General features: G+C 65.7%; 26 protein-coding genes. 1 reads left to right on the top strand and 25 read right to left on the bottom strand.

The window, feature by feature from the left end:
* Nucleotides 1-50: 50 nt before the first annotated feature.
* The 25 genes from V7P99_RS12875 to V7P99_RS12755 form a co-directional block, all read right to left on the bottom strand.
* Nucleotides 51-566 carry a cytochrome c-type biogenesis protein gene (locus tag V7P99_RS12875; protein ID WP_333795229.1) on the bottom strand — a complete coding sequence of 172 codons (516 nt, stop codon included), beginning with the start codon at nucleotides 564-566 and terminating at the stop codon, nucleotides 51-53.
* 23 nt (nucleotides 567-589) lie between these two features.
* Entirely contained in the window at nucleotides 590-2,572 is a 1,983-nt protein-coding gene (locus V7P99_RS12870; RefSeq protein WP_333795228.1) for a heme lyase CcmF/NrfE family subunit, read from the bottom strand.
* 133 nt (nucleotides 2,573-2,705) lie between these two features.
* Complete coding sequence (ccmE, locus tag V7P99_RS12865) at nucleotides 2,706-3,170, bottom strand: cytochrome c maturation protein CcmE (protein ID WP_333795227.1); 465 nt, start codon at nucleotides 3,168-3,170, stop codon at nucleotides 2,706-2,708.
* Nucleotides 3,167-4,375, bottom strand: coding sequence for a c-type cytochrome biogenesis protein CcmI (gene ccmI, locus V7P99_RS12860; protein ID WP_333795226.1), 1,209 nt, complete (start codon nucleotides 4,373-4,375; stop codon nucleotides 3,167-3,169). Before ccmI ends, ccmE begins: the two co-directional genes overlap by 4 nt.
* Nucleotides 4,376-4,561: 186 nt before the next feature.
* Entirely contained in the window at nucleotides 4,562-5,032 is a 471-nt protein-coding gene (locus tag V7P99_RS12855; RefSeq protein WP_333795225.1) for an RT0821/Lpp0805 family surface protein, read from the bottom strand.
* Nucleotides 5,033-5,335: 303 nt separating this feature from the next.
* Entirely contained in the window at nucleotides 5,336-6,718 is a 1,383-nt protein-coding gene (locus V7P99_RS12850) for an ATP-binding protein (protein WP_333795224.1), read from the bottom strand.
* The gene (locus V7P99_RS12845; RefSeq protein ID WP_333795223.1) at nucleotides 6,708-7,379 is read right to left on the bottom strand and encodes a response regulator transcription factor; all 672 of its coding nucleotides are present in this window, start codon (nucleotides 7,377-7,379) and stop codon (nucleotides 6,708-6,710) included. Before V7P99_RS12845 ends, V7P99_RS12850 begins: the two co-directional genes overlap by 11 nt.
* Before the next feature lie 448 nt (nucleotides 7,380-7,827).
* A complete protein-coding gene (locus V7P99_RS12840) occupies nucleotides 7,828-9,129 on the bottom strand; it encodes a TIGR02594 family protein (RefSeq protein WP_333795222.1) in 1,302 nt (433 codons plus the stop codon).
* A 74-nt stretch (nucleotides 9,130-9,203) separates the two neighbouring features.
* On the bottom strand, nucleotides 9,204-13,160 hold the full coding sequence (locus tag V7P99_RS12835) for a baseplate multidomain protein megatron (RefSeq protein ID WP_333795221.1): 3,957 nt from the start codon (nucleotides 13,158-13,160) through the stop codon (nucleotides 9,204-9,206).
* A complete protein-coding gene (locus V7P99_RS12830; protein ID WP_333795220.1) occupies nucleotides 13,160-13,618 on the bottom strand; it encodes an NlpC/P60 family protein in 459 nt (152 codons plus the stop codon). Before V7P99_RS12830 ends, V7P99_RS12835 begins: the two co-directional genes overlap by 1 nt.
* A 64-nt stretch (nucleotides 13,619-13,682) precedes the next feature.
* Nucleotides 13,683-14,555 carry a DUF2163 domain-containing protein gene (locus V7P99_RS12825; protein ID WP_333795219.1) on the bottom strand — a complete coding sequence of 291 codons (873 nt, stop codon included), beginning with the start codon at nucleotides 14,553-14,555 and terminating at the stop codon, nucleotides 13,683-13,685.
* On the bottom strand, nucleotides 14,552-15,190 hold the full coding sequence (locus tag V7P99_RS12820) for a DUF2460 domain-containing protein (protein WP_333795218.1): 639 nt from the start codon (nucleotides 15,188-15,190) through the stop codon (nucleotides 14,552-14,554). The genes V7P99_RS12825 and V7P99_RS12820 overlap by 4 nt, the downstream gene beginning before the upstream one ends.
* 84 nt (nucleotides 15,191-15,274) lie before the next feature.
* Nucleotides 15,275-15,865: a phage tail tape measure protein gene (locus tag V7P99_RS12815; protein WP_333795217.1), complete on the bottom strand. Its 591-nt coding sequence runs from the start codon at nucleotides 15,863-15,865 to the stop codon at nucleotides 15,275-15,277.
* Between the two features lie 12 nt (nucleotides 15,866-15,877).
* Nucleotides 15,878-16,045: a phage tail assembly chaperone gene (locus V7P99_RS12810; protein WP_333795216.1), complete on the bottom strand. Its 168-nt coding sequence runs from the start codon at nucleotides 16,043-16,045 to the stop codon at nucleotides 15,878-15,880.
* The gene (locus V7P99_RS12805; RefSeq protein ID WP_333795215.1) at nucleotides 16,045-16,419 is read right to left on the bottom strand and encodes a gene transfer agent family protein; all 375 of its coding nucleotides are present in this window, start codon (nucleotides 16,417-16,419) and stop codon (nucleotides 16,045-16,047) included. The genes V7P99_RS12810 and V7P99_RS12805 overlap by 1 nt, the downstream gene beginning before the upstream one ends.
* 17 nt (nucleotides 16,420-16,436) lie before the next feature.
* Nucleotides 16,437-16,850: a phage major tail protein, TP901-1 family gene (locus V7P99_RS12800; RefSeq protein WP_333795214.1), complete on the bottom strand. Its 414-nt coding sequence runs from the start codon at nucleotides 16,848-16,850 to the stop codon at nucleotides 16,437-16,439.
* Nucleotides 16,851-16,943: 93 nt separating this feature from the next.
* Nucleotides 16,944-17,354, bottom strand: coding sequence for a DUF3168 domain-containing protein (locus V7P99_RS12795; RefSeq protein ID WP_333795213.1), 411 nt, complete (start codon nucleotides 17,352-17,354; stop codon nucleotides 16,944-16,946).
* A 5-nt stretch (nucleotides 17,355-17,359) separates the two neighbouring features.
* A complete protein-coding gene (locus V7P99_RS12790) occupies nucleotides 17,360-17,527 on the bottom strand; it encodes a hypothetical protein (protein ID WP_333795212.1) in 168 nt (55 codons plus the stop codon).
* A complete protein-coding gene (locus V7P99_RS12785) occupies nucleotides 17,524-17,850 on the bottom strand; it encodes a phage head closure protein (protein WP_333795211.1) in 327 nt (108 codons plus the stop codon). The genes V7P99_RS12790 and V7P99_RS12785 overlap by 4 nt, the downstream gene beginning before the upstream one ends.
* On the bottom strand, nucleotides 17,847-18,422 hold the full coding sequence (locus tag V7P99_RS12780) for a head-tail connector protein (protein ID WP_333795210.1): 576 nt from the start codon (nucleotides 18,420-18,422) through the stop codon (nucleotides 17,847-17,849). Before V7P99_RS12780 ends, V7P99_RS12785 begins: the two co-directional genes overlap by 4 nt.
* Before the next feature lie 128 nt (nucleotides 18,423-18,550).
* Nucleotides 18,551-19,798 (bottom strand): phage major capsid protein, encoded by a 1,248-nt coding sequence (locus V7P99_RS12775; RefSeq protein ID WP_333795209.1) that lies wholly within the window; start codon nucleotides 19,796-19,798, stop codon nucleotides 18,551-18,553.
* Nucleotides 19,799-19,823: 25 nt separating this feature from the next.
* The gene (locus V7P99_RS12770) at nucleotides 19,824-20,501 is read right to left on the bottom strand and encodes an HK97 family phage prohead protease (protein WP_442909905.1); all 678 of its coding nucleotides are present in this window, start codon (nucleotides 20,499-20,501) and stop codon (nucleotides 19,824-19,826) included.
* A 140-nt stretch (nucleotides 20,502-20,641) separates the two neighbouring features.
* Entirely contained in the window at nucleotides 20,642-21,919 is a 1,278-nt protein-coding gene (locus tag V7P99_RS12765) for a phage portal protein (protein WP_442909904.1), read from the bottom strand.
* Between the two features lie 96 nt (nucleotides 21,920-22,015).
* Nucleotides 22,016-23,365, bottom strand: a complete 1,350-nt coding sequence (locus V7P99_RS12760; RefSeq protein ID WP_333795208.1) for a DNA-packaging protein — start codon at nucleotides 23,363-23,365, stop codon at nucleotides 22,016-22,018.
* Nucleotides 23,271-23,843, bottom strand: coding sequence for a hypothetical protein (locus V7P99_RS12755; protein ID WP_333795207.1), 573 nt, complete (start codon nucleotides 23,841-23,843; stop codon nucleotides 23,271-23,273). Before V7P99_RS12755 ends, V7P99_RS12760 begins: the two co-directional genes overlap by 95 nt.
* 471 nt (nucleotides 23,844-24,314) lie before the next feature.
* On the opposite strand from V7P99_RS12755, the gene V7P99_RS12750 reads away from it, so the two are divergent.
* A partial coding sequence (locus tag V7P99_RS12750; protein ID WP_333795206.1) for a transglycosylase domain-containing protein occupies nucleotides 24,315-25,630 on the top strand: 1,316 nt, incomplete at its 3' end.

Genomic DNA, 25,630 nt, shown 5'->3' with positions numbered 1-25,630 from the left:
ACTGTTCCAGCTACTTCAACGCCGCCGGATACGTATGATCGGAAAATGCTCTAGTTGCGATCCCCGCCCCGCTCACGCTTGAGCAGATCATCGAGAGCCGCCTGCTCCTCGAGAGAGAGCTTTGCCGTCCGCGCCACCGCTGCCGTCGCTTCCCGCCGTGCCGGAGAGAAAGCGCGCCACAGGATCAGCACGGCGGCCGCGAGGCCCAACAGCGGCATCAGCCACAACAGCAGCGTGTTGACCAAGAACGGCGGTTTCAGCAGCACGAACTCGCCATAGCGCGCCACGAGAAAGTCGCGCACCTGCTGATCGCTATCGCCTGCGCTCAGCCGCTCGCGGACCAGCACGCGCAGATCATGGGCCAGTGGCGCGTCCGAATCATCAATGGATTGATTCTGGCAGACGAGGCACCGCAGCTCGGCCGAAATATCGCGCGCGCGCTTCTCAAGCACCGGATCCGGCAACACCTCTTGCGGCGTGACGGCGTGAACCGCCGCCGGAGCTCCCCCCGCAACGAGGAGAGCCGCCACCACGATGGCGAACCATCGCCGCGCGCAGCCTGTCATGCTCCTGGCTTCCATGGCGTCCCTCACTCCGCCGGGGCGCCTGCCGGCACCCGTGAGGCGCGCCGCGGCATGCCCACCCGCAGGCGGCGATCGGATAGCGAAACCGCGCCGCCGATGAACATCACGAGCGCGCCGAGCCAGATGCAGCGCACGAGCGGATGGAAATAGAGGCGCACAGCAAAGCCGCCGTCCGGCTGCTGATCGCCGAGCACGGCATAGAGGTCACCCGTCCAGTGTGCGTAGATGCCGGCTTCTGAGGTCGGCTGCGGCGGCGCCGTGTAGAGGCGCTTCGAGGGCTCGAGCCGGGTGACCGGCACACCGTCCTGCGTCACGTCGAAGACGCCGATCGTCTCCGTGTAGTTCGGCCCCTGCGCCGGCGCCGCACCGCGGAAAGTGAGCGTATAGCCAGCGATCTCTTTACTCTCGCCGGGGCGCATGAGCAGGATTTCCTCGCTCTTGTAGGCGGTCGTTCCAACGATGCCGATGACCATGAGGCCAACGCCGAAATGCGCGAGCATGGTCCCGATTGCGGCACGGGGGAGATTGACCAGCCGGCGCAGCGAATCGCGGAGCGGTCCTTTCCCGAGCTTGATGCGAAACGCCGTCTCGGCCAGTGCACCGGCCATGACCCAGGCTCCGATCGCCAGGCAGAACGGCGCCAGCCATGGGCCCCGCTCCGTGGCCGCGAACGAGGCGACGAGCACGATGGCGGCAATAACGGCAGCCGCGATGAGACGCTCCATGGCAGCTGCGATATCGGCGCGCTTCCAGGCCATGAGCGGCCCGAGCGGCAGCACCAGCAGCAGCGGGATCATCAGCGGCACGAAGGTCATGTTGAAGTATGGCGCGCCCACTGAGATCTTCATGCCGTTCAGGGCTTCGAGCGCAAGCGGATAGAGCGTGCCGACGAGCACCGTCACGCATGCAACGGTCAGCAGCACGTTATTCAGCACCAGCGCGCCTTCGCGCGAGATCGGAGAAAAGACGCCACCCTGCTGGAGGTCGCGCGCGCGCCACGCGAACAGCGCCAGGCCACCGCCCGTAAACAGCACCATGATGGAAAGAACGAAAACACCGCGCCCCGGATCGACGGCAAAGGCATGCACCGACGACAGAACGCCGGAGCGCACCAGGAACGTTCCCATCAGCGACAGCGAGAAGGTCAGGATCGCGAGCAGCACCGTCCAGATCTTGAGCGCCTCGCGCTTCTCCATGACGAGCGCCGAATGGAGCAGCGCCGTGCCGGCGAGCCACGGCATGAAGGAGGCGTTCTCGACCGGATCCCAGAACCACCAGCCTCCCCAGCCGAGCTCGTAGTAGGCCCACCAGGAGCCCATGGCGATGCCGAGCGTGAGGCACATCCAGGCGAGCAGCGTCCAGGGCCGGACCCAGCGTGCCCAGGCCGCATCCGTTCGCCCTTCGATCAGCGCCGCGATGGCGAACGAGAACGCCAGCGAGAAGCCGACGTAGCCCATGTAGAGGAAGGGCGGATGGAAGGCGAGTGCCGGGTCTTGAAGAATGGGGTTGAGGCCGTTGCCGTCGAACGGCGCCGGATCGAGTCGTTCGAACGGGTTCGACGTCAGAAGGATGAACAGGAGGAACGCCAGCGCGATCGAGCTCTGCACCGAAAGCACGTTGGCCTTGAGCGTCGCCGGCAGGTTGGTCCCGAAGAGCGCCACCGATGCACCGAACACGGCGAGGATGAGGACCCAAAGGAGCATCGACCCCTCGTGGTTCCCCCACACGCCGGAGATCCGATAGATAAGCGGTTTGTCGGAATGCGAGTTCGCCGCAACGTTGGCGACTGAGAAGTCGGACGTCACATACGCGTACATCAGGGCCAGGAATGCGATCAGGATCAGGACCACTTGGCTCAACGCAGCAGGCTCGCCGAATGCCATCAGCCGCGGATCGCGCATACGCGCGCCCCAAGCCGGCACGATCATCTGTGCCGCCGAGACGAGAAGCGCCAGGATCAGCGCAAAGTGTCCGATTTCGATGATCATCCGCGCCTCGATCCCTGGTTCCGGCTCATAGGAGCGGATAGGTCCCGCCGGCTTTGGCAGCGCCGCGCTTCCGTCCCGCCGCCGTGCGCCGATAAGGGGTCGGTCCGTCTGCCGATGAGCCTAGGGGCCTTTCTCACTGCGTCATTCCTTCCGGATGGCGCGCTCCTTCTCCGAGCTTCACGCCCTGCTCCTCGAGTGCTTTCGCAACCTCGGGAGGCATGTAGTTCTCATCATGCTTGGCGAGCACCGTATCGGCGATGAAGTGCCCGTCGGCTCCGAGCGAACCCTCCGCCACGACACCCTGCCCCTCTCGGAAGAGATCCGGCAGGATGCCCTCATAGCTCACGGGAACCGTCTGCAGCGTATCCGTCACCGTGAAGGCAACTCTGGTGCCCTCGCCGCGCACCACCGATCCGTCGGCCACGAGGCCCCCGAGACGAAAGCGCACGCCCGGCTCGATCTTTTGCGTCACCACTTCGCTCGGCGTATGGAAGAAGACGATCGACTGGCGGAACGCGAACAGCATCAGGATCGCCGCGACCGACAGCACCCCGACCCCCAGCCCGATCAGAAGGCCTCGCCTTTGCTTGCGTGTCATGGTGGCGGCGCGAGCTCCTCTCCTGCGAGACCGAGACTTTCCTCAGCTTTCCCAATTTCCGCGAGCGGCGCGGCTTCTCCAGCGAAGTTCTTGCGGGCGCTGGCGATCGCCGCCCGGGCCTCTCCCTCTCGTCCGAGAACTTTATAGGCACGGGCGAGACGGATCCATCCATCCAGGTCCTTGCCGTTCTCCTCGAGACGCGCAGCGAGGCGGTCCACCATCCGCGCGATGAAGGCCTCCCGCTCGGCGGGCGCCATGGTAGAAATATCCGGCATCTCGCCAGCCGGCGCCGCTTGGGGTGCCCGTTCATTCAGCGCCGGCCCGACGCCAGAACCGTCGTTCACCGCCTCGCCCTTGAGCTTCTTCTCGACGAGCTCCAGGCGTTCCGCAACCGCCGTGCGCCATGGCGCATCCGCGGGAGCCTTGGCGTGGATGCCCCGATATTCCTCCGCCGCGCCTGCGAGATCGCCGTCCTGCTCCTTAGCCAGCGCCAGCCATACGCGAACCTGCGTTCGCTCGGGATCGAGTTCCAGCACGCGCAGGGCTGCCCTTCGCACGGGCTCTGTGACAACACCGCGCTCGGCGAGAAGCGTGGCCTCGGCAAAGCCGAGAAGGCGGCGCACGCTTTCCCCTTCGAGCCGGTTCGCTTCCGCGAACGCATGAGCCGCCTCCGCATAGCGCTCGAGCCGGAGATACACGGGTGCGATGACATCCCAGCCACGCCCGTCCTCGGGATGCGCCCGCAGCCGCTCCTCCACGCGCCCGACGAGATTGGCCACGGCGGCCTGGCCGGCTTCCGCGCTATTACGCTCGACAAATGGCCGGCTCGGCAGGTGGGGCGAACCTTCCAGGAGGTAGAGAGACACGGCGAAGACAGGTAGCAGGGTAGCGAGGACGACGTAGATCCATCGGGCCCGCGCGGGGCTCGCGGCATCGTGCGCCGCCAGCGCGGTATTGGCGTCTGCGGGGCTTTTCCCGGCCCTGCGCAAAAGCCGCCGGGCGACCTCCGCACGCGCGCTCTCGATTTCGCTATCGATGAAAAGGCCTCGGTCTTGCTCGGCCTCAAGCTCGCGAAGCTGATCGCGATAGACCGCAAGGTCCGCGGCGGCGGGCTCAATTGCCGAAAGCTGATCGGCCCGCAGCGGTCGCAGGAGAAAGACGACGACAGCCGCCGTCAGGAACGCGAAGCAGAGCCAAAGCAGCATTTAGAAGCCTTCTAGCCTATCAGCCCCGTTCAATAGGGGCGGGGGCTCAGGCTGGCAAGAGGTGGCCGGCTTGATCGCGCCATTTTGACGGCCGAGCCATAGCGCGACCGAGATTCGCACAACGGGGCGCCCGAAGCGCCACGACAAACGGCCGCGCCATAGTCATAGGGCTTTCGTCACGCAGAATTAGCCGACGTTGCTCCAGGTGCCGTCCGGATTACGGCAGGCCGTGCCCCGCATCGACTGCGGCCGGCCATCGACGAAGATCTTGTGCGTATAGTCGCGGCAATCGACATTTCCGCGCTTGTACGGCCGGCTCGGGACCACTTCCCCATAGCGGCCATTGTTCGGGTTGCGCCACTGCCGGGAGACGCCGGACTGGCCGCGCTCGAGCGCATAGAATTCGGCTTCCTGTGCGAGGCGCCGGTCCTGCTCGTCGAGCGAACGGCCGATCTCGCTACCGACAATGCCGCCGACCACGGCGCCGAGCGCGGTAGCCGCGATGTTGCCGCTGCCCTTTCCGACCTGATTGCCGAGGATGCCGCCGGCGACCGCGCCCACGACCATACCGGTGTCGGCCTTGCTCGGCCCCTCAGGACCGCAGCCAGCGAGCCCAACCGACAGCATGAAAAGCGCGGAAGCGCCGATAATGCGCATTGAAAGATCCCCGTTTCTCCCGCGGACCGGGCCCGACCCGACAGCGCAGGGCGGCGTCGCACCGACGCACGCCCGTGGCCTGCCGGGCCTTAGCAAGAGCCCGATGAACGCCCAGATGTGACTCGACTTCAAGCACATCCAGCCCACCGTTTCCACCGCCATTCAGGCAAAAGTTCGACGTTAGCCACTGGAAAATCGGCGTTTTGAGGGAGGATCGGCATTCGATCTGATCCTGATTCGCGATCAAAGACCGACGCCGTTGCCGAAGAGGCACATTTCGGTCCGGCGTGGCAAGCGGCCTGCTCACACCGCAGACGGCAGAACGATATCCACGCGCAGCCCGCCCAGCTCGGACTCCGACAGGCGAAGCGTGCCGCGGTAGGATTGCACGAGATCAGTGACGATGGAGAGCCCGAGGCCTGTCCCCGGCTTGGTCTCATCGAGACGCACGCCGCGCTTGCCGATGCGCTGGCGTTCCTCCGCCGAAAGGCCGGGACCATCGTCCTCGATCCGGATGGTCAGGCGCCCGGGCGGCCGCCGGCTCGTCGAGTGAGCGACGTCGACCACCACCCTCCCCTTTGCCCACTTGCAGGCATTATCGCAAACATTGCCCAGGATTTCCTCGAGGTCCTGGCGCTCGCCCGCGAAGCGGATGTCGTGCGGGCAGGCGATGGCAACGGCGATCTCGCGATCACGGTGGATACGCTCGAGCGCCCGTTTCAGTGGCTCGAGAACCTCGTGGACCTGCGTCGCCCGCCCGATGACAGCGCCAGTCCCGGCCGCCACCCGCGCCCGATCGAGATAGTGGTTTACCTGATCGCGCATGATCGCGGCCTGCTCGACGATCTTGCGCCCGAGCGGCCCCTTATCCTCCCGCGCCTCATTGGTGATGACGGCGAGCGGCGTCTTGAGCGCATGGGCGAGATTGCCCACCTGCGTGCGGGCCCGGTCGATGATCTCCTCGTTGGAGGCCAGAAGGGCATTGAGCTCCTCCTGCAATGGCTGGATCTCAGCCGGAAGCTCGCCGTCGAGACGTTCAGCCGTACCGGAGCGTATATTCGAGAGGCCCTGTTCGATGCGGCGCAGCGGAAGCAGACCGAAGCGCACCTGGAACAGCGTCACCGCGACCAGCCCGACGCCGGTAAGGAACAGCGCGATCGAAAGCCGGGTCAGAAACCCCGAAAGCCGGCTGTCGAGCCAATCTATGGGGCCGGCCACGATCACCGAATAGCGGGACCCCTCGCCGCGCGGGCCGGGGTTGTCGATCACCTCGATCATTCTGATGCCTTCGCCGGCGGGGCCGGTGGCATTCATCCAGCGCGCGCCATCTGCATCCGGCTTGATGGTGCGCTCGACGGGCGTCGCGATCGACGCGTCACCGAGCGATACCGAGCGCAGCGTTGGATGCGCGGTATCGTCGAGCGGCTTGATCTGCCAATACCAGCCCGAGCGAGGATCTTCGAACAGCGGCTCGTAGCGGTTCTTGGGCGCGATGGGCTCTGCCCCGCCGCCGCCCATGCTGTCGGCCGCGATGGAGTTGACGAGCTTCGCCAGCCGGGCGTCGAACGACGTCTGGAGATCGTCGCGGTTGAGATGATAGATGACGATGCCCGCGATCGGCAGCACCAGCAGCACCCAGGCTGCCGAGGTCGCGAAGAGACGGAACGCGAGCGAGTTAAACGTCATCGGGGCCGCGGCTCATGCGGTAGCCGAGACCGCGCACGGTCTCGATCACGTCGGCCGGAATTTTCTTTCGTAGCCGACCGATGAACACCTCGATGGTGTTGCTATCGCGATCGAAGTCCTGCTCGTAGAGATGCTCGACGAGCTCGCTGCGCGAAACCACGCGCCCGCTATGATGCATGAGATAGGCGAGCAGCCGGTATTCGTGGGACGTGAGCTTGACCTGCTGGCCGTCGCACGTCACGCGTGAGGATTTGGTATCGAGCCGCACCGGCCCGCATTCGATCTCGCTCTTGGCGTGCCCCGAGGCCCGGCGCACCTGCGCGCGCACCCGCGCCAAAAGCTCCTCCATGTGAAACGGCTTGGCGACGTAATCGTCGGCCCCCGCATCCATGCCGGAAACCTTGTCGCTCCACCGGTCCCGCGCCGTTAGGATGATGACCGGCATATTGCGATTGGCGCGCCGCCACTGCTCGAGGATCGAGATCCCATCCATCTTCGGCAGGCCGAGATCGAGGATCACGACGTCATAAGGCTCCGTATCGCCGAGAAAGTGGCCTTCCTCGCCGTCGAACGCCGTATCCACCGCATATCCTGCGGCCGTCAGCGCCATATTGAGCTGGCGGTTGAGATCGTTGTCGTCCTCCACGACGAGAATGCGCACGGGGTCCCTCTGAATTTGCCTCACAGATCCCCGGACTATAGTCGCCGGCCCATGCCGAGCCTAGAGCCTGATCGTTTGAGGTGGATGAGGAAACGCATTCACCGAGAACGTGAACCAGTCTCTCAAATAAAAACCTAGAGTGCTTCCGGAAAAGTTGGAACCGGGTCATGGCGGAGCCATGCCAGAGAGAGACCAGGCGGAGCCATGCGGGCTCAAGTGCCCGACGAATGCACGAGGAAGCAAAAACCCGGGCCGTTCCTCGATTCCACGTAAGCCGGAACGGCTCTAAGCCTGATTGTTTGCGTGCCAGTTCCCACCGGACTGGAACCCCTCCCCCTTGTGGGGAGGGGCCGGGGGTGGGGGGAAGCCCGACAATCGTTACTCTGGAAGACGATGAGCAACCGCTCATGCTTCGACTATGATCGGAAGCGCCTCTCGGAGCCCCCGCTCAGCCCTTCGCCTTCAAAAGGCTGCGTTGGAGCGGCGCCGTCGCCCGCATGCGGCCATAAATCGTCATCAGTGTGCCAATCAGCGCGCCCACTGCCTGCATCGCATCGACGGCCTGCTCGCCGGCATCCCGCACGAGATCGCCCGTGACATCGACGCCCGTCACAGGCGCCAGCGCCGGCACCACAGTCGAGAGGATGGTCACGATCGTGCCCCAGACGGTGAGGGAATGCCCCCACCATTTTCCTGAGGCTAAGCCAGTCTCTATCGTCGTCATGTCTTCCACTCCTACGGGTTGAGATTGGGACGCGGCCGTTTCGGCGGCCAGCGTTTTGGCGCGTGCCAGCGTCTTGGTGACACGCGCGAGCCAGCCGCGGCCGAAACGCCAGAAATGGGGGAGCGCCCGATAGCGGCGACGCCGGATCTCGGCATAGGCCTCAAGGATCTGGACGACGTCCGCACGTGCGATGGCAGCACGCGTCTCGGGCCCGATCTCCCCATCCACGCCGGCACCGACCGCTTCCTGCAAAAAGCGGATCGCGGTGCCGAACCCCTGATTGACGGCGGTGTCGAAATGCATCAGCGCAAGCGCCGGCGCGAGCTCTCCGCACTGCGCCCGTTCCCAATAGCGGCGGCGATAGATCGCTCGCACCGTGGCCGCGTCGATAGCCTTGAGATCCTCGACCAAGCCTTGCCGGTTGGCGTCGGTCACGGCGACATTGCGCCAGGCAGCCAACACCGCGAGCGTGATGCCGCGATGGGTCGGCCCGCCGGGATCATGCGGATCGTCCGTATATCCGCCCTCCATCTCGAGCACGTGCGCGAGAGCACGCTCGAAGACAGCGTCACCATTGGCAGAGCTTCGCGCATCCGGCCAGCGCAAGCCGATGAGGCGGCTCTTGGGATAGCGCGCTACGGAAACGGAGTTGGCCTGGTTTCCGCCGAGCACGACAACGGCATCGTCCGTCTCGCCGAGCCAGAAGCCCACATGGCCGCTGCCCGGATCACTGCCGCGGGAGAAAACCGCGATGCAGCCGACGCGCGGCTCCGTAAGCGAGCGGCCCCACTTGAGATAGGAGCGTGCGAGCAGCGAGCGCGTCGACGCGAAGCCCGCCCGCTCGAGACAGGCGCCACAGAACGCCGCACACCAGGCCACCTCGTCCCGCACAATCCCCGGATGGCCGACATCGCGGAAGAAGGCCACGATGCGCGGGTTATGGCGGTCGCCTGCGCGCTCGGCTTGCCCGAATTCACGCCACGCTTCCTTGAGCCAGCATGCATCGGCCCAGCATGCGTCATCCATGTCCACCTCGGTATGAAAGGCTGAGTTTCTGTGACTCGGCCGCACACGCCGATCGGCGGCGCGCCCCGCGCGGATCACACGATCGCGCGCTTCGCCGTGCCCCGGCCGTAAGCCGGACTCATCTGATGCACGGCAACGGCAAGCACGGCTTGCGGCGAACCGAAATCGGTCACCTGATCAGCAGCGGAGTAAGCGCACGCGGGCGTTCTCGACGCGATCGTGCGCACCACCGCCTCCCCGTTCAGGATATCGACTTCGTAGCCTTCGCTTTCCTCGCCGAGCGGCACCTCTGCCCCGTCCCATCCGTCGCCGCCGATGCGCGTCCGGCGGATCCAGGTGAGCGTGATGTCGCCTCCAGTTTGGCGACGCGCCCGGACGTGGACCGGCGAAAGAGGCTTGAGACCGCGCCCTAAGAATGCGTGCTGCGCGGCGCCATACGAGCGATCGGCAATGTCCCGGTTTGCCGGTCCGTACCGCCACAGCAGCGGCAAGCCGACTTCGTGCCGAGCCAGATCGATACGCGCAATCTCCGGGCCGAGCAGCACGAAAGCCGCGCCCGCCGGCAGCGGAGCGCGCATCTCGCTTTCGCTGCCCGCCTGTCCGCGCAACAGATCGGAAAGCTCGTATGTCGCCTCTGCGATGAGTCTCGCACGTTCAAACTGCAGAATTTCCCAAGCGCCCGCCTCGTTGCGGACGGCGGCCGCATTGGCTCCGGCAAGGAGCTGCAGCCGCGTCACCGAATGAAGCTCGCCACCGCCGAGTTCGACGCGCACCCGCGCCGCATGATCGATCACACCGAGCGGACCCGCGGGCAGCGGATCCAAGGTGAAGCCTAGGATCGCCGGCGCCAGCGCGCTTGCCCGCAACAGATAGCCGGCATCCTCGGGTGACGCGTACACGTTCAGCCCACCCGGCCAGGGATGCTGGAACACTGCCGCATAGCCCGCTTCCGGTGGCTCGTCGCCGCGCAGAAGAGGGAGATCGAGGAACTCGATGTGTGGCTGGCCGTCGTAGACCGCTTCCCCTGGCGGGCTACGGCGCGGCAGCGTAACGGCACCGGCGTAGACCTCGGGATCAACACTCAGCCCTTCGATCTCCCGCACGCCCCGCTCGCCGACATCGATGACGCGCACCAGGAACTCAGTGTCGTCCTTTTCGATCGCAATGATATCTCCGGGCTCGACCGCGAGCGCGCTCGGCGGCAGCTTGAAGAGAGCGCGCTCCCGCGCCGCCCATGTCTCAAACAGCCATGCATCCGCGATTTGAGCCGCGGCCTCGTGCTCGAGCACGATCGGCAGCTCGGCCCGCGCCACACGCTCGCTCGCCACCGCCAGCCGCCGCGCCTCGGCAACGGCCTGCCGATAGTCGCCCGTGGCGGCGATGTGGCTCAGCTTCGCCGACATCGGAAGATCGGTCTCTTGCGCGCGCGTCAGCGTCAGAAGCGGGTCGTCGATGCGCTCCTCAACGAAATCGCTCTCAGAGAGAAAAAGGGCGGGCGCCTCTGATCCCCGATGACGGAACGAAAGCTGCCCCTCGCTCTCCACACCATCGAAGAAATAGGCAAGCTCCAACGGCTCGAGCGCATCGCGCGGGGACATGAGCCGGTCGATCACATAGCCATGAACGAGCCCGCTGAGACGGCTCGTATCGTGCCCCACGATGCCGTAGTCGGCGAGAATGCTGTCGACCAGAGCCGAGAGTGGCGCCGCTGAGAAGCGCCCGTTCAGCCAGTGCCCAAGACGCCAGTTCTCGCCATCACTCCAAACTTCGAGGTCATGGGGAAACGCCGGGTAAGGCCGCGCATCCCAGCAATAGACGTAGATACGCGCCGGATCGACCATGCGCCCGCCCGTAACCGCGGATACGGGATTGTTGGCCGCCACGAAGTGATCGCTCGTGGGATCGAACGTATCGATCATCGCCTTGAGGTAGAGGCGCTGCATCAGGTCGTCACGGATCCCGCGCGAGAAATACGGCATCGCCGATTCAACGCTCTTCGGATCAACGAAAACGTTCGGCTGGTTGGCGCCCTTGTCGATAGCCGGACAGCCGATCTCCATGAACCAGAACGGCTTCGACTGCGGCACCCAGGCCGTGGGCGCGGGATTTGCCACGCCGCCGATGCGGTTGAAATGCCGGTTCCGCCACCAGGACCGGATGTCCTTGTAGCGAAACACCCACGGCTGGCCCTGTCCGTCCGTGATCGGCGCGCGGATCTGCGCCTCACGATCCGAGGCGCTCGCGTAGTACCAGTCGTACCCTTCTCCGCCCTGCACGTTGCCGCGCAGATAGGCCTCGTCGTAGATCGAGCGCGTGCCCGCCGCATAGTCGAGATGCGCGGTGCCGTCGCGCCAGTCGGCGAGAGGCCAATAAAGATCGATGCCGATCGCGTCGATGGCGCTCGATGCCCAGAGCGGGTCGAGATGGAAATGCACGTCCCCCGAGCCGTCCGCCGGCTGGTGACCGAAGTACTCGGACCAGTCCGCCGCATAGGTGACCTTGGTGTTGGCGCCGAGAATGGCCTTCACATCCGCCGCCAGCGCGATCAACGCATCGACGAACGGATAGGTGGAGCGGCCGCTGCGCACCCAGCTGAGGCCGCGAAGCTCCGTGCCGATCACGAACGCATCGACGCCTCCCGCCGCCTTCGCGAGCCAGGCGTAATGCAGCACCATGCGCCGGAAAGACCATTCCTCGGGGCCTGAATAGACGACGCGCTCGCCCGAGATTGAAAATGCACTGGCCGAGACGGTGCCGACGAAGGCCGCGATCTGGCTTGCTGCCGCGCTCGTCCGATCTGGACTTCCCGGCTCACCGGGCGCGGGATGGCAGGTGATGCGCCCGCGCCATGGATAGGGCGGTTGGGACACTCCGCCGTAGGGATTGGCAAGCGCATTGCTTTCCGGCACGTCCATCAGGATGAACGGCGTCAGCACGGTCGCAATCCCGCGCTTCTTCAGATCCTTGATCGCCTGAACGACAACCTCATCCGACGGCGTCCCGCCGTAGGCCGCGCGTCCGTCCTTCCGGCTTACGAGATGGGCATCGCCCCGCTCCGCCCCGCTCACCCGCCACGTGAGCGGAGACGTGGTCTTGTCCGCGAGATCCACGCCGGGCTTCACCTTGCAATGCCCCGCGCGGAGATCCGTGCCGAACCAGCTCGCCACCAGCGACACCGAGGCCACATTGGGAAGCGTCGCCTGAAGCTGGTCGAGCGATACGCTCCAGTCGGCGCCCCCCTGCAGCGTGTGCACGTTCTCGGCCTCGCTGACTCCAAGACGCTTCACCTTGCTGACCGGCATCGTCCCATAGACGAACTCGCCCGAGCCAGGAATGAGAACCACGCCCTGGATGTTCTTGCCGAACGGCTCTACCGTGCGATGCACCTCGAAGGAGAGCTGTGGAATACGGTTGCCGAAGGCCGCGAGCGCCATGTCATCGAACACAATATACGCGACACCCCGATAGGCCGGCGCGGCCGAAGCTCCCTCTACAGCCACGATGGCGCTATCAGGACGCTGTGTTTCGGTACCGAAATAGACGCGGTGCGTCACCCGTGCGAGATCGATCTCCGCGCCGTCGGCCCACACACGGCCGATGCCGGTGATCTCTCCTTCGGCAAGGGCCACGGCGAACGTCCCGAAATACTGATACTCCGTGGTCTCGGTAGACGGTTCGCTCGATCGGCCACCCTTCGAGCTCCCGCCACCCGATCGCCGCGTTACCACGCGCTCCCGGATGGGTGCAGCCCAGATCACCTGCCCGCCGAGGCGCGTGCGGCCATAGAGGCGCGGGATCGGCGCTCCCTCCGTCGAGGACGTTATGCGCAGGTCGTTGAGGCGCGGCCCCTCGACGGCACGCCGGCGCCCCGAAGAGCCGAACAGCGCGTTGTCGATGTAGTTGCCGGCGAACGCGCCGATCTGGCTACCGATCGCCGCGCCTGACAGGGTCATGCCGAGCATGGAGATGCCGGACGGCAGGAGCGCGCCGCCGGCTGCAGCGCCGACCGCGGCAAGAGCAAGCGTGGCCATTAGCGTTCGGTCCCTGGAAAGGAGAAGACGGCGGCGAGGCGGTGGCGCCACCAGCCGCCGAACGGAACTTCGGACAAACGGCGATCCTCCGCCGCATGGATCATGGTTTCCGACGTCGCAAGAATGGAGGCGTGCTTTGCGATGGCGCCTGCACGCATGCGGAAGATCAGCACATCTCCCACCTGGGCCTCGGACGTATCCTTGGCGATGAGATGACGCGTCGCCGCAGCGAGCAGCGTCTCCTCGCCGGCCACCTCGCCCCAGTCACGCGAATAAGCCGGCGGCCTCTCTGTGGGCTCTCCGTAGAGGTCGGCCCAGACACCGCGGATCAGACCGAGGCAATCGGCGCCGACGCCCCTTATGCTCGCCTGATGATGGTAAGGCGTCCCGATCCACGCCCGCGCGGCAACGATCACGTCTCTCGCCGAATGCCGCCGCGCGCGCGCAGGGCGCCTCACCGACCACGCTCCCGTCGGGGATTGAGGGTCACCGGCAAACCTCGAACGTGCCATGTGCGTTTCCTCAGCGCTTGCCCGAGCCGGGGCGGCTGACGACGGTCAGGAAATCGTTGCCTGGCATGTGCGGAAAACCGCGAAAGTTGGCGACGTTTGAGAACTTCGCCGCGCACGTGCCAACCGCCTTGTCGCAGCCGGCGGTCACGGCGAATGTCTGGCCGCTCATAAGCGGCAACCGCGCCGCGCTCCACAGTTCAATGCTGACTGTGTTGCCTGCAACGGCGTGCTGCTTCACCTCGACGGACTGCCCCTCAGCGGCGCCCGACGTGAACGTCAGCAAGCCATGTGTGAACCAGCCGCTTGCGAAATTGCCGAGGCCGCTCACCGTGAGGCGGCGCGGGCTCGCCACCGACACCAGCGCGCCCAGGCCGAAGAATTTTGCGCTTGTAAGATCCACCCCGCAGCGCCGATCGCCGAGATCCGCATCGCACGCATACTGGAACAGTCGCCCGCGTGTCTCTTGCAGCGTATGTGCGAGACCACGCACCTCCGCCGTAAATGCCTGTCCTGCGCGCCTCACCTCGCCCAAGTTGCCCCGGCGCATCAGAACGCGCTGCTCCGGCGCGCTCCAGTTCACGCGGAAGATCTCTATCGCCGCGTTGTCATAAAGCCCCGCCGCAAGATCCGCCTCTGCGAGGCGCTCAGACGTGACCGCGCTCGTCACCTCGAGGTTGTCCACACTGAGGCCGGCCGAATCGCGGATCTCGCTCGCCGTCATGCCCGCCGCCGCCTCGAACACCGTATCGCCGAAGACGATATCGCGGTCATGGTCCGTAAATCCCTGTCGCACGCCGTCACGCCGCGTCAGCCGCCAGCACCAGCAAAGCATCGTGGCGCCGGACGCAATATGCGCGGCGAGCCCGGGATGAAGCTGTTTCATAGACGGATCTCGATGACCGGAATGTTGGGAATGGCACCGCTTGCAAAGCCGGAGAGATTGATCTCGAGCTTGTCGGTATCGAAGCGTACGGGTACGTCGAACTCGAACCCGGCCGTAACGATCGCGCCAGGCGCGGGCGTCACTCCCACTTCGAAGCGCACCACGCCACTTGTCGCATCGACCGTGAAATGCTCCCCCTCCGTGCGCGCCACACCATCAACTGCCACCTTGACCGTGCCGACGACCGGCTTGCGGATCTCGCGCGCATAAGGCGCATACGAGAGGCCGTAAATTTTCGTGAGCTGGTAGCTGCGCGTCACCCCATCGCCGACGCCGATCTCCTGATCCAGCGCCGTCGTCACGCTTGCCGGCGGGCAAGACTTCCAATCCGCATGATCCCGCCAGCGGAAGCCATGGAAGCGCCCGCGCCGTTCCTCGAAAAATGCGATCACCTCATGAAGCGCGTCCAGCGACGTCACGCCGTAGCCCGCATTGTAGCTGCGGCGAGACTCCGCCCAGCGGCTGTTGCGTTCCTCGAAGCCGGACCCCAGCACGACGACGTCCGTGCGCCGTTCCGGCCCACCCTGGGCGCCCCGCGAGATGGCGGTCGGAAAGCGAACCTCATGAAAGCTCACGATCTCACTCCTGTGGTGCGCGGCCACCCGCATGCGGCACGGAAAAGCCGGCGCGCGCCTTTGCGATGCGGAACCGGAATGGCTCTAAAGATTGCGCTGGCCGAACGAGACCGCCCGAGCCAGCATGGCCGCCACCTGCGTTTCCGAGCGCAGGAAGCTCTGCGCGTCCTGCGCCACGACGTTGAACGTTACGGACGTGCCGCCCCCGCCACGGGCCGCAATGCCAAGCCGTCCGTCGGGCCCGCGCGAAAGCGGGATGATGGCTTCCGCGCCGCGCTCGCCCGCAATACCCATCCGTCCCCCTGCGAGGGGAAAGGCGATCGGGCTCTGGATTACACCCCCGGCGGCGAACGGCACCGGCAGGCCCTGCTGCACGACCCCGCCTTTTGCAAAACCGATACCGCCCGACATCAGCCCAGACAGGAGGTTGCCAAACCCCTGCTCGAGCGGGCGCAATGCCGCCTTGAGAACGATGTCGGATAGCCGAAGCGCGAGCGTGCGCAGCACATCGCCCACGTTACGGCCCTTAATCGCAATGCTGTCGAACGCGCCGACGAGCGCGTTTGAAAACTGTCGCCCAAGCCCGGCCGCACGCCGCAGCTCGGCTGAAAGCGCGCTCGTATCGGCATCGACAGCGACGACCCAGGTCTCCACCGGCGCGTTAGGGTCCGCCATGGCGTCATCTCCTCATCTGTCCGGATAACGGTCTGAAAGCGCGGCAAGCTCGCAGCGCGATGGCGGGCCCTCATGGCCCACAGCGCCGAAGCGCCCCCGCACAGCAGCGTTGAGTTCAGGCAGCGTCAGGCCCCAGAACGCGCGCGGTTCGAGGCCAAGCAATCCAAAGCCGATGGCCATCACCTCGCCCCAGGGAAAGGGCCCGTGGCCTTCTCCCCTCCCGTCTCCATATCGTCGCCGCCGAGCTTCGCCCCGAACGTTGCCGACAAGAGGCGCGCCACGATATCGACGTATCCCGCCGCGCCGCCCTCGACTCTCATGGAAGCGACCGCCTGGTCGCTGATGTCGAACCCCGCGCCCCGCAGGCCGGCGCCGATGATGCGCTGGCAATCGCGTGCCGAAATCCGCCCTGCCTCGAAGCGCGTGGCGAGCGCCAGCATGTCCTCCTCGCCGAACGCTGTCTCAAGCCCCGCCAGCGCGCCGAGCGTGAGACAGAGCGTATAAGGCTTGCCGTCGAGGACGGCATCGATCTCGCCGCGATAGCGATTGGCCATATCTCTTCCCTCAAATTTCACGCAGCAGTGAAGGTCAGCTCGCCTGCCGACTCCAGGGCGAGTTCGAAGGCCACCTCGCCGTCGTGGCGGCCGGTCAACTCAAAGGAGGTGATCTGGAACGGCCCTTCAACGGTCCCAAAATCCGGCACCACGACTTGCCAGTCGCGAATGGTGCCCGCGAAGACATAGCTACGGATGAGCTCGTCGGACGCCGCATCCTTGAATATGCCCGAACCCGAGAGGCGTGCGCTCTTCACGCCGGCCCCGGCCAGGAGCTCGCGCCATTGGCCCGCGCTTTCCTGATGCGTGACGTCCACCGTTTCGGCGTTGAAGGCGATTGTGCGGGCGCGCAAGCCCGCCACCGTCGTAAAACTCCCGTCACCGTCGCTATCGACCTTCAAGAGAAGGTCTTTGCCCTTTTGCGCTGCCATGGCTCTGTTCCTCTGAGATGGATGCGTTTGTGCGCGGACGGGCTTCCGCCCGCTGCCTTCCGCACAAGGAGATGTGCTGTGCTGTCCCGTTCGCTACGGGTCTGGCTCCGTCACGGCGCGGAAGCGGGCGATGCCCTGATACGTCTCGCCGTCGGCATTGCGCAGCGTATCGCTGGTCTCATGACGTAGGTTCACCAGCCGATGGCCCGCGAGCGTCAAAGCCGCTCCATGCAGCGCCGTTCGGATTGCATGCATGAGGCCATGCACCTCCATTTCCCCCTTCTCCTTCGACCAAGCGCGCAGTGTGAACACGTGCTCGGTGCCGCTGTCCGTGCCCGTGCTCCAGTCGCGCGTCGTGCTGGGGCCGAACGTGACATAGGGAAACGGCGCGCCGCGCGGCACGTCGTCGTAAATGCGCGCGCCACCAAGCAGCGCCGCCAGCGCCGTATCGGCAATGAGCGCGCGATAGACCGCCTTCTGCAGCTCCCAGGCCGGGCTGGACATTCTCTTTACCTCGCAGGCTTCGGTGGTGGACTTGCATCGCGCTGGTTGGCGCGCGCATCCCGCTCCGTCAGAAGCCGCGCCTCCACGCGCTCGATGGCGCGGCGGCGCATCTCCTCAACACGCGCCTCGGCACGCGCGAAGCCGCCGCCTGTCACCCGCAGGCTCACCTTCACAGCACACGCTCCTCGACGAGGCAGCGCAGAAACCGCCGCCGCTCACCGGCATCGATGATCGCGCGAATGTCGAACACGCGCGGGCCAAGGACGAAGCGCATCTCCGGCACGAGTCCCTTCCGGTAGCGGATCCATATCTCGTGGCTCACGCGCCCTCTCAGTCCATCCGCCTCCACGCTCTCGCGGCCCGAGATCGGTCGCATCGCGCCCCAGACTTCGGCAACCAGCGCCCAGGTCTCTTTCGCCCCGCCGCCGCCGTCCGCCTCTGTGAGCGGCGCTTCGAGCGCGAGGCGATGGCGCATCTCTCCGATTGCGACACTCACAACCGCACCTCGTGATAGGGCCGCAGAAGCTCGGACACGGCCGCGGGAATAGCCGTGCCCGCCGTTCCGATTTCGAGCGGATCGCGATGCTCGTACCAATGGGCCACGAGAAGCAGGATGGCGTGGCGAATGGGCTCCGGAAGATCCTCCGCCGCGTCACCGATGCCGGCAGAAAAGTGGATCTCGATGCCGCCCGCCCGCTGCTCCGGCGGCGGCCATTTTCCCTCGCGCGCGATCAGGCGCGGCCGTAGCGCCTGGCCGTCGAGCTGGTAGTCCTCGCTCGGTATGACGGTCGGCGTCCCATGCTCGTCGAGCACCGTCACCGACGTTATGCTCTGGATCGGCCGCAGCGGAAAGCGAACGTCGCCGCTGTCCGGCCACCGGTCCATCTTCAAAAGCCAATCCTGCGTGATCAGCGCCAACCCGAGCGCCGCCTCGACATGCAAGCGCGAAGTCACGATCAGGCTGCCGATAAGAACATCCTCGGCGGTGCCATCGAAACGCAGATGAGCCTTCGCCTCAGCCACCGTCACCGGCTCCTGGGCAGGCCCGCTCGTCAACGCGAGGGTCATGCTGTCCTCTCATTGCTAAGATGCAGCTCCCCCAAACGAGCGAAGCCGCCGGAGGGGGTGGCCGGCGGCTTCGCTCTCAACCGGCGAGCAGGGAGGAAACCCGCCGGAGCTTGTCTGCGGAGGCTCGCTTACTCGGCGAATTGCAGAAGCTTGATGGCGTTGAAGTCCTGCACGCCGCCACCCACGCGCTTGGTCGTGTAGAAGAGCACGTAGGGCTTCGACGAATAGGGATCGCGCAACACGCGGATGCCGACCCGGTCGACGATCAGATAACCCCGTCGGAAATCGCCGAACGCCACCGAGTAGCTGTCGTTGGCGATCGTCGGCATGTCCTCGGATTCGACCACCGGATATCCCATCAGCAGCGACGGCTCGCCGGCCGCTGCGGCCGGCTGCCAGATGTAATGACCATCGCCGTCCTTCATCTTGCGGATCGCGGCCTGCGTGCCACGGTTGAAGATGAAGGTGGCGCCTGTGCGATACCCTGCCTTCAGCGTGTAGATGAGGTCGATCAGCTTGTGTCCCGGATCGCTCGCCGAGAAGCCACCATCAACGCCCGTCTTGATGCAGCCGATATTGCCCCACGACCACGACCCATCGGCGACCTTCGTGTAGGTGAGGAAGCCTTTGGGCTTGTTCGACCCGTCACCCGAGACGAAGGCGGTTCCCTCCTGCTGGGCGAAGGTGTCGCGCACCTCCTCGGCGATCCATTCATCGATATTGACGGCGCTGTCGTCCAACAGCGTCGCAGTCGCCGCCGGCATGGCATAGAGCTCCATGGTCGGAAACGACAGCTCTTGAAGCGTCGGCGTATTGGTCTCGGTGCGTGCCGCCGTCTCCGCGACCCAGCCGGTGGCAAACCCGCTGGTTGCGAATGGCTTCTTGTAGACGGAGCCCGACACTTGCCGCACGGACGCAATCGCTCGCATCGGCGAGATGTTTTTGAGCGCCGAGATGACCGCGCGTTCCGTTTCGGACGGCACCAGGTAGCCGCCGTCAGCCCCGCTGTTCGTCGATACGGCGAGCGCCTTCGCCTCGAGCCACGAGAGGTTCCCCGTCTCGCCCTTCCTCACATAGTCCTCGAAGGCGCGGCGATGCTCTCGCACATCTGCCGTCTCCAATACCGCGCCGGAGCCGAGATGCGGCCGCTGCGCCTTGATGGCCAGGCGGTCGGCGACACGCTTGGTCTCGTCGAGCGCTCGGTCGAGACGCGCGAGCTTATCGTCGATCAAAGGATCGGCCGCGGCGCGCCGTTCGAGCTCGGTGAGCCGCTCGTCGTTGGTGTCCTTGTAGGCCTCGAAGGCGCGCATGAACTCCTCGAAGGCCTCGCCGACGCTGCCGCCGGCCTTGGTCTCGAGATCGGTGTTGTCCGTCATCGGGAATGCATCCTTTTAAGCTCACTCAGTGCTTGAGGAGCACCAAGGCCGCCCGGCGCATCTGCGCCGCCAACCTCGCCTCCTCGCTCTCGCCTTGGCCCGCATCCCGCAGAGCCTTGAGGCCGGCGAGACCCGAGCGCAACAGCGCCCGCGCCTCGCTTCGCGTCAGCCCAGCATCCCGCGTGAGCCACCGCTCGAACTCGCGCTCGGTCGGCGGTGCCGACGCGAACGGTTTCGTCTTGGTCGTTGTGATCCGCGCTTCAGGCAGCAGCGGAAAGGTCACGATCGAGATCTCCCAGAGATCGATCTTCTCGAGCCGACGCACGCCCGTCACACGATCGCGGCGGGCACGGACGGCCTTGAAACCGATCGAGAGGCCGTCGAGAGCCCCGGCCCGCATCAGCGCCATCACCTCGCGCGCCCGGCCGACGTCCCGCATCAGGTGCCCCTGCGCGTAGAGCCCGCGACCGTCCTCCTCGAGCCTCGTCCAAATGCCGATCGGCTGGTTGGCGTCATGCTGGAACAAAAGCTTGATGCCGCGCGGCCCGCGCGCTGCCAGACTGTCGCGAAACGCGCCCGGCAGTACGATGTCACGTCCCAGGTCCTCGCGGTTGAAGAGGCTCGCATAGCCTTCGAAGCGGCCGTCCGCGTCCGTCTGCTTGAAGTCGAGGGACGTGAATTTCACCTCGGGCACCGGCCGCATCTCCGATGGCAGCATCGCAAATCCGTCCCGTTCCCATGTGCGCATGGCCATGAGGCGTATCTCCAGTTTGTGTTTATGCGGCGGTGCCGGCTCCGCTCACCGGCGAGAATAAAAAACCCGAGCAGGGCTCGGGTGGGTTGTCACTCAGAGTGCTTACGCGTCGCAGGCGCAGACGACACAGTCTCCGCCAACGGCGCGTAGCCAACCGCGGCGCGCTTCTCGTTCAGCGTCAGGAAGCTCACCTTCTCGACGCGCGCCCACAACGCCTCGCGCTCGCCCGACAACGCCTCGATCTGATCCAGGTCCGGACGTAGCTCGAGACGATCCTGTCCGCGCCCCGGATCATGGCTTGCCTTGCCCCGTCCCGCTTCCCACGCCGGCGCCAGCCACGACGACAGCGCCTTCGCCGTCCGCATCACCAGAGGCAGAACCGAGGAACGCCAGAAGGCCCGCTGCGCTTCCTGATAATTCGAATACGTATTGTCGCCCGGGATGCCGAGCAGCATCGGCGGCACGCCGAACGCAAGCGCGATCTCGCGCGCTGCCCCATTGCGGGCTGCGATGAAATCCATGTCCTTCGGCGAGAGCGAGAGCGGCTTCCAGTCGAGACCGCCTTCGAGCAGAAGCGGACGCCCCGCCCGGCGAGGACCTTGGAAGCCATCCTCGAGCTCCGCCTTCAAGCGCTCGAACTGCTCCGCCGTCATGCGCCCGTCAGCGCCGCCGTAGACCAGCGCACCGGACGGCCGCGCCGAGTTGTCGAGCAGCGCCTTATTCCAGCGCCCCGCCGTGTTGTGAATGTCGATCGCCTGCGCCGCCGCCTCGATCGGGCTCATACCGTAATGGTCATGAACGGGATGGAAGAGCCGCACATGCAGGATCGGGCGGACGCCCGCGACCGGCTCCTCCTCGAAGCGCACGGTGCGTCCGGCACAGGTGTATTCGTAAGCTTCCGGCCACCCCTCCGCGCCCGGCACCACCTTCATGCGATCCGGCCGCAGCGCGTGCAACTCCCGGATACGACCCTCGAGCGCCACCGCCTCCACATAAGCGTTGCCGGAAACGAGCAGGTAGCCATACCAGGCCTCGAGGAAATCAGCGCCCGTCTGATCCAGGCTCGGGCGCGCCAGGAGGTCGAGTAGCGGATGGTGATCGTGCTCGGCATCGCCCTCGTAGAGCAAAAGCGGCACCGACGCCGCCGCTTCCGAGATCATGCGCACGGCCCGGTAGACGATCGCGTTCTGCATGAAGCCTTCGCGTGCGAAAGCCTCGTAATCACGCGGCGTCCAGACCGGCCGGCCCAGCGTCTCCAACACAAACAGTGGCCCAGCCGCACTGGCCTTCATCTCGTCCGCACGGGCGTTAGCGGCCGTGACCGAAACGGCAGCAGACTTCGCCCGGCCAGGCCAGAGGCCCGCCAGCGTTTCCAGGATACGCGGCATCGAAAGATCCTTCATCTCGGCGAAATTCGTCACCCCGCCTCAGCAGGGAGGAACACTGCGAAGCGAGGCACCCCGTCACAGTTGGCGGATAGCCGGCGCGGCACGGTCGATCATAAGGTCCGTGAGCGCCCACACCAGCGCATCGACGCGATCGGGACTCCGTCCATGCGCAAGCCCATCGGCGCCGAAGGCCAGCATCTGCTCTTCCAGCGTTCCATGCCGGCCCACATGGACCACGCGGCCCTCAGCATAGAGCGCCGCCACAGGTTCCGCACGAAGCCACTTGCCGCGCGTCGCCCGCACGGTGCGCACCGCCACCGCCTCGTCGATCTGGCGCAGCACGGCGATCACGAGATCACCACCCTGGTTCACCTCGGCAACGACGCGATCGGCCATGAACTCGTGATAGGCGCCCACCGCGGCGCGCGCCCATATGGTCGGCTCGCGGCCCTGCAGCGTGCGATCCGCAACGACGTACGCACGCCCGTCCGCACCGACGCCGGCGATAACGATGCCACACGCGTCCGAGCGCGCGGTCGCTGTCACTGGCGGGTCCACGGCCACGACGATGCTTGTCAGCTCAGGACACGCGGCGACGCGATTGTCATCGATCCAGTCCCGCCGCCACAGGCTGCCCGACTGATCGTCGACGATCTCTCCGAGCAACTCCTGCCGGCCGAGCGCCGTGCCCACGTATCTCCGCTCCATTTCGGCGATGAACGCCGGCGCGAGATGCGCGGCGTTGGCCGACGTCGCGGCCCGCGTGATCGCCGTCGCCTGGTCGCCCATGATGCTTTTCAAAAGCGGCATGGGACGCGGCGTCGTGGTGACAGCAATGGTGGGGCTCTCGCCAAGCCGCATGCCGAACTGCAGCATGTCCCAGGTCTCCTCGGCGTACCGCCACTTAGCGAGCTCGTCGCACCACGCGGCATCGAACTGAGGCCCGCGCAGACTGTCCGGGTCCTCCGCCGAGAACATCTGCGCGATGGCGCCGTTGGGCCAGATGAGCTGCGACTTCGAGACCTCGAGCTCGGGACGCTCGCCGTCGCCATGGATCGCCAGTAGGCCCGATACGCCCTCGATCATCACCCGGCGCACATCCGCCAGCGTCTCACCGACGAGCGCGATCCGCCGCGCCGGGCTCGAGCCGAGAGGCGGAATACCAAGCGCCTTCGCCCGCACCCATTCCGCGCCAGCGCGCGTCTTCCCCGCGCCACGTCCGCCAAGAATGAGCCAGACGCGCCAGGCGCCGCCCGCCGCTGTGGTCGTCGGCGGAAGCTGATCGTCCCGCGCCCAAACCTGCCAGTCTGCAAGAATGAAAGCGAGCGTCTCAGCGTCGAGGCTTGCCAGATCCTCCGCGAGGCGGCCCGCTGCTGCCGAGGCGCTCAAGGCGTTCTGCAATCTCGCGCCGCATGCGCTCCGCATCGGCGCTGGTCGTGCCGGCGGCGCGGGTGGGGGCATCCCTATCCTTGTCGAGTCCAGCGACAGCCTCCGTGACCTTCTCGAAATTGCTGATCAGCGTCGCAAGGGCGCGGCTCTCGCGCTCCTCGTCCTGCGCCGAACGGTCTTCTCCGCTCGCCATTCTCTCCTCCATGTGCTCGAGCTTCAGACTGATCGCGCGATAGAGCCTGCCGATGAGCGCCCGCTGCGCGCCGCGGCTGGGCAGCGTACTCGTCTTGACGCTTCGTCCTTTTGGCCGCGCCGGCAGCCGGTTCGCCTTCTTTGCTGTGGCCCAGCCGCGTTGCCGCATCCGCGCCTCGCGCCCGGCCCAGCCTTCCCGCTTGGCTCGGGCCCCGATCGAGAGCGGCGTTGGCCCGAAGCGCCGCGCGATCTCGGCCAGCGGCACCGACGCATCGGCATACGCACGGCGCACCGCAGCCCACGTCTCATCGTCGACCTGCATGCGCCGCTCCAACTGGGCGGCCATCATCGCCGCTCAGCTTGCATTTTCAGATGATGTCTTGATTTCGGCCCGGCGCCGCCTTGGCGCACTCTGTGAGCCATACAGAAATACTACACAACCACCGCAACGCTGTCAACAATAAAAGAAGATATACTTTGAACTACGAAGCACATTTGAATTTATACTTCAAAACGCCAAAACATACCAAAGTATATCATCCAGCATAGACGGGGATAATTTTGCAATATTGTGCCATGCGCCGCAGCACCGGTCCCTTCCGAAGCACAACGCAGCGCCGCGAGCACCCTTCTCGCAGCCGCATAAATGACGATAATGGCGTATGTTTTGAGTCCGCCCAAGCTGGTCCACCGCGGACGCCCCGCGCACTCGCCGGCCGGATTTTTTCAAAAGCGGGTTTGCACGTTGAGCGACTGGTTCTTCAAGCGAGGTCGGCGCGAGGGCATCGATTGGATGAGCCTCGATTCACGCCTCGACTCCGCCGTCTCCGAGTTCTGGTCGCGCTGCAAGGATCTTTGGAACGCCGCATCGAGCTTCTTCGGCCGCTTCAAGCTGACCGGCTGGCGGCGCCTGCTGAACGAGGCCGGCTCCGAAACCCTGTCACTCGCCACGGGCGGATTGTTCGTTCTTTATGCGCTCGCGCTCCCCGCCTTTCTCGATTTCGACGAGGGCCGCTTTCTCACCGGCAAGTACAGCGTCAAGTTCCTCGACGCCTCCGGCAATGAAATCGGACAGCGCGGCATCCTGCATAACGACGCCGTGCCGCTCGAAGAGATCCCCGATGCGGTGATCAAGGCGACGCTCGCCACCGAGGACCGGCGCTTCTTCGAGCACTTTGGCATCGACGTGCTCGGCACGCTGCGCGCGCTCGTCGAAAACCTGCGGGCCAACGACGTCGTCCAGGGCGGCTCCTCGCTCTCCCAGCAGCTCGCCAAAAACCTCTTTCTCTCATCCGAGCGCTCGATCGACCGTAAGATCAAGGAAGCGTTCCTCGCCCTTCTGCTCGAGACGCGCTTCACCAAGCGGGAGATCCTCAAGCTCTATCTCGACCGCGCCTATCTCGGCGGCGGCGCGTTTGGCGTCGAGGCGGCCTCACAGTTCTATTTCGGCAAGTCCGTGCGCGAGGTGAATCTCGCCGAGGCGGCCCTCCTCGCCGGTCTTTACAAGGCCCCGACGACATATGCGCCGCACGTCAACCTGCCCGCCTCCCGCGCGCGCACCAACGTCGTGCTGCAGAACCTCGTTGAGACCGGCTATTACACGCCGGCTCAGGTACACGAGGCCCGCCTTCACCCGGCTCAGATCGTCGAGACACGCGCGACCACGAGCCCGGACTGGTTCCTGGACTATGCCTTCGAGGAGGTGCAGCGCCTGGCCGAAGGCAAGAACCAGTACGTGCTCACCGCGCGAACGACCATCGACCTCACCATGCAGAAGCAGGCGGACGAAGCCCTCGTTACGTTCCTCCGCCAGCGGGGGCGTAGCCTGCGCATGGATTCCGGGGCTCTCGTCGCCATGGAGACGGACGGCGCCGTGCGGGCGCTCGTCGGCGGCCCGGACTATGGCGAAAGCCAATTCAACCGCGCCACGCACGCCCGGCGCCAGCCCGGTTCGTCGTTCAAGATCTACGTCTATGCGGCGGCCCTCGAGAACGGCTATACGCCGAACACCATCGTGCGTGACGGCTCGCGCACGTGCGGGCGCTGGCATCCGCAGAACTACGGCGGCAGCCACGGCAGCGGGGCGCGCATGCCGCTCTGGATGGCGCT

Origin of the sequence: Hyphomicrobium sp. (assembly GCF_036780825.1) — a bacterium.
Classification (GTDB): Bacteria; Pseudomonadota; Alphaproteobacteria; order Rhizobiales; family Hyphomicrobiaceae; genus Hyphomicrobium_C.
This window is presented reverse-complemented; position numbering and strand designations above follow the sequence as displayed.

Bases quoted from the DNA above. Each gene is read 5' to 3' on its own strand.
- ccmE (WP_333795227.1), bottom strand. From the start codon at position 3,170: ATGACACGCAAGCAAAGGCGAGGCCTTCTGATCGGGCTGGGGGTCGGG.
- V7P99_RS12805 (WP_333795215.1), bottom strand. From the start codon at position 16,419: ATGGCCAATCGCTATCGCGGCGAGATCGATGCCGTCCTCGACGGCAAG.
- V7P99_RS12760 (WP_333795208.1), bottom strand. From the start codon at position 23,365: ATGCGGAGCGCATGCGGCGCGAGATTGCAGAACGCCTTGAGCGCCTCG.
- V7P99_RS12770 (WP_442909905.1), bottom strand. From the start codon at position 20,501: ATGCGGCCGGTGCCCGAGGTGAAATTCACGTCCCTCGACTTCAAGCAG.
- V7P99_RS12875 (WP_333795229.1), bottom strand. From the start codon at position 566: ATGACAGGCTGCGCGCGGCGATGGTTCGCCATCGTGGTGGCGGCTCTC.
- V7P99_RS12800 (WP_333795214.1), bottom strand. From the start codon at position 16,850: ATGGCAGCGCAAAAGGGCAAAGACCTTCTCTTGAAGGTCGATAGCGAC.
- V7P99_RS12775 (WP_333795209.1), bottom strand. From the start codon at position 19,798: ATGACGGACAACACCGATCTCGAGACCAAGGCCGGCGGCAGCGTCGGC.
- V7P99_RS12870 (WP_333795228.1), bottom strand. From the start codon at position 2,572: ATGATCATCGAAATCGGACACTTTGCGCTGATCCTGGCGCTTCTCGTC.
- V7P99_RS12795 (WP_333795213.1), bottom strand. From the start codon at position 17,354: ATGTCCAGCCCGGCCTGGGAGCTGCAGAAGGCGGTCTATCGCGCGCTC.
- V7P99_RS12835 (WP_333795221.1), bottom strand. From the start codon at position 13,160: ATGGCCACGCTTGCTCTTGCCGCGGTCGGCGCTGCAGCCGGCGGCGCG.
- V7P99_RS12855 (WP_333795225.1), bottom strand. From the start codon at position 5,032: ATGCGCATTATCGGCGCTTCCGCGCTTTTCATGCTGTCGGTTGGGCTC.
- V7P99_RS12825 (WP_333795219.1), bottom strand. From the start codon at position 14,555: ATGAAACAGCTTCATCCCGGGCTCGCCGCGCATATTGCGTCCGGCGCC.
- V7P99_RS12850 (WP_333795224.1), bottom strand. From the start codon at position 6,718: ATGACGTTTAACTCGCTCGCGTTCCGTCTCTTCGCGACCTCGGCAGCC.
- ccmI (WP_333795226.1), bottom strand. From the start codon at position 4,375: ATGCTGCTTTGGCTCTGCTTCGCGTTCCTGACGGCGGCTGTCGTCGTC.
- V7P99_RS12780 (WP_333795210.1), bottom strand. From the start codon at position 18,422: ATGACCCTCGCGTTGACGAGCGGGCCTGCCCAGGAGCCGGTGACGGTG.
- V7P99_RS12755 (WP_333795207.1), bottom strand. From the start codon at position 23,843: ATGCAGGTCGACGATGAGACGTGGGCTGCGGTGCGCCGTGCGTATGCC.
- V7P99_RS12840 (WP_333795222.1), bottom strand. From the start codon at position 9,129: ATGGATGACGCATGCTGGGCCGATGCATGCTGGCTCAAGGAAGCGTGG.
- V7P99_RS12815 (WP_333795217.1), bottom strand. From the start codon at position 15,865: ATGGCGGACCCTAACGCGCCGGTGGAGACCTGGGTCGTCGCTGTCGAT.
- V7P99_RS12810 (WP_333795216.1), bottom strand. From the start codon at position 16,045: ATGGCCATCGGCTTTGGATTGCTTGGCCTCGAACCGCGCGCGTTCTGG.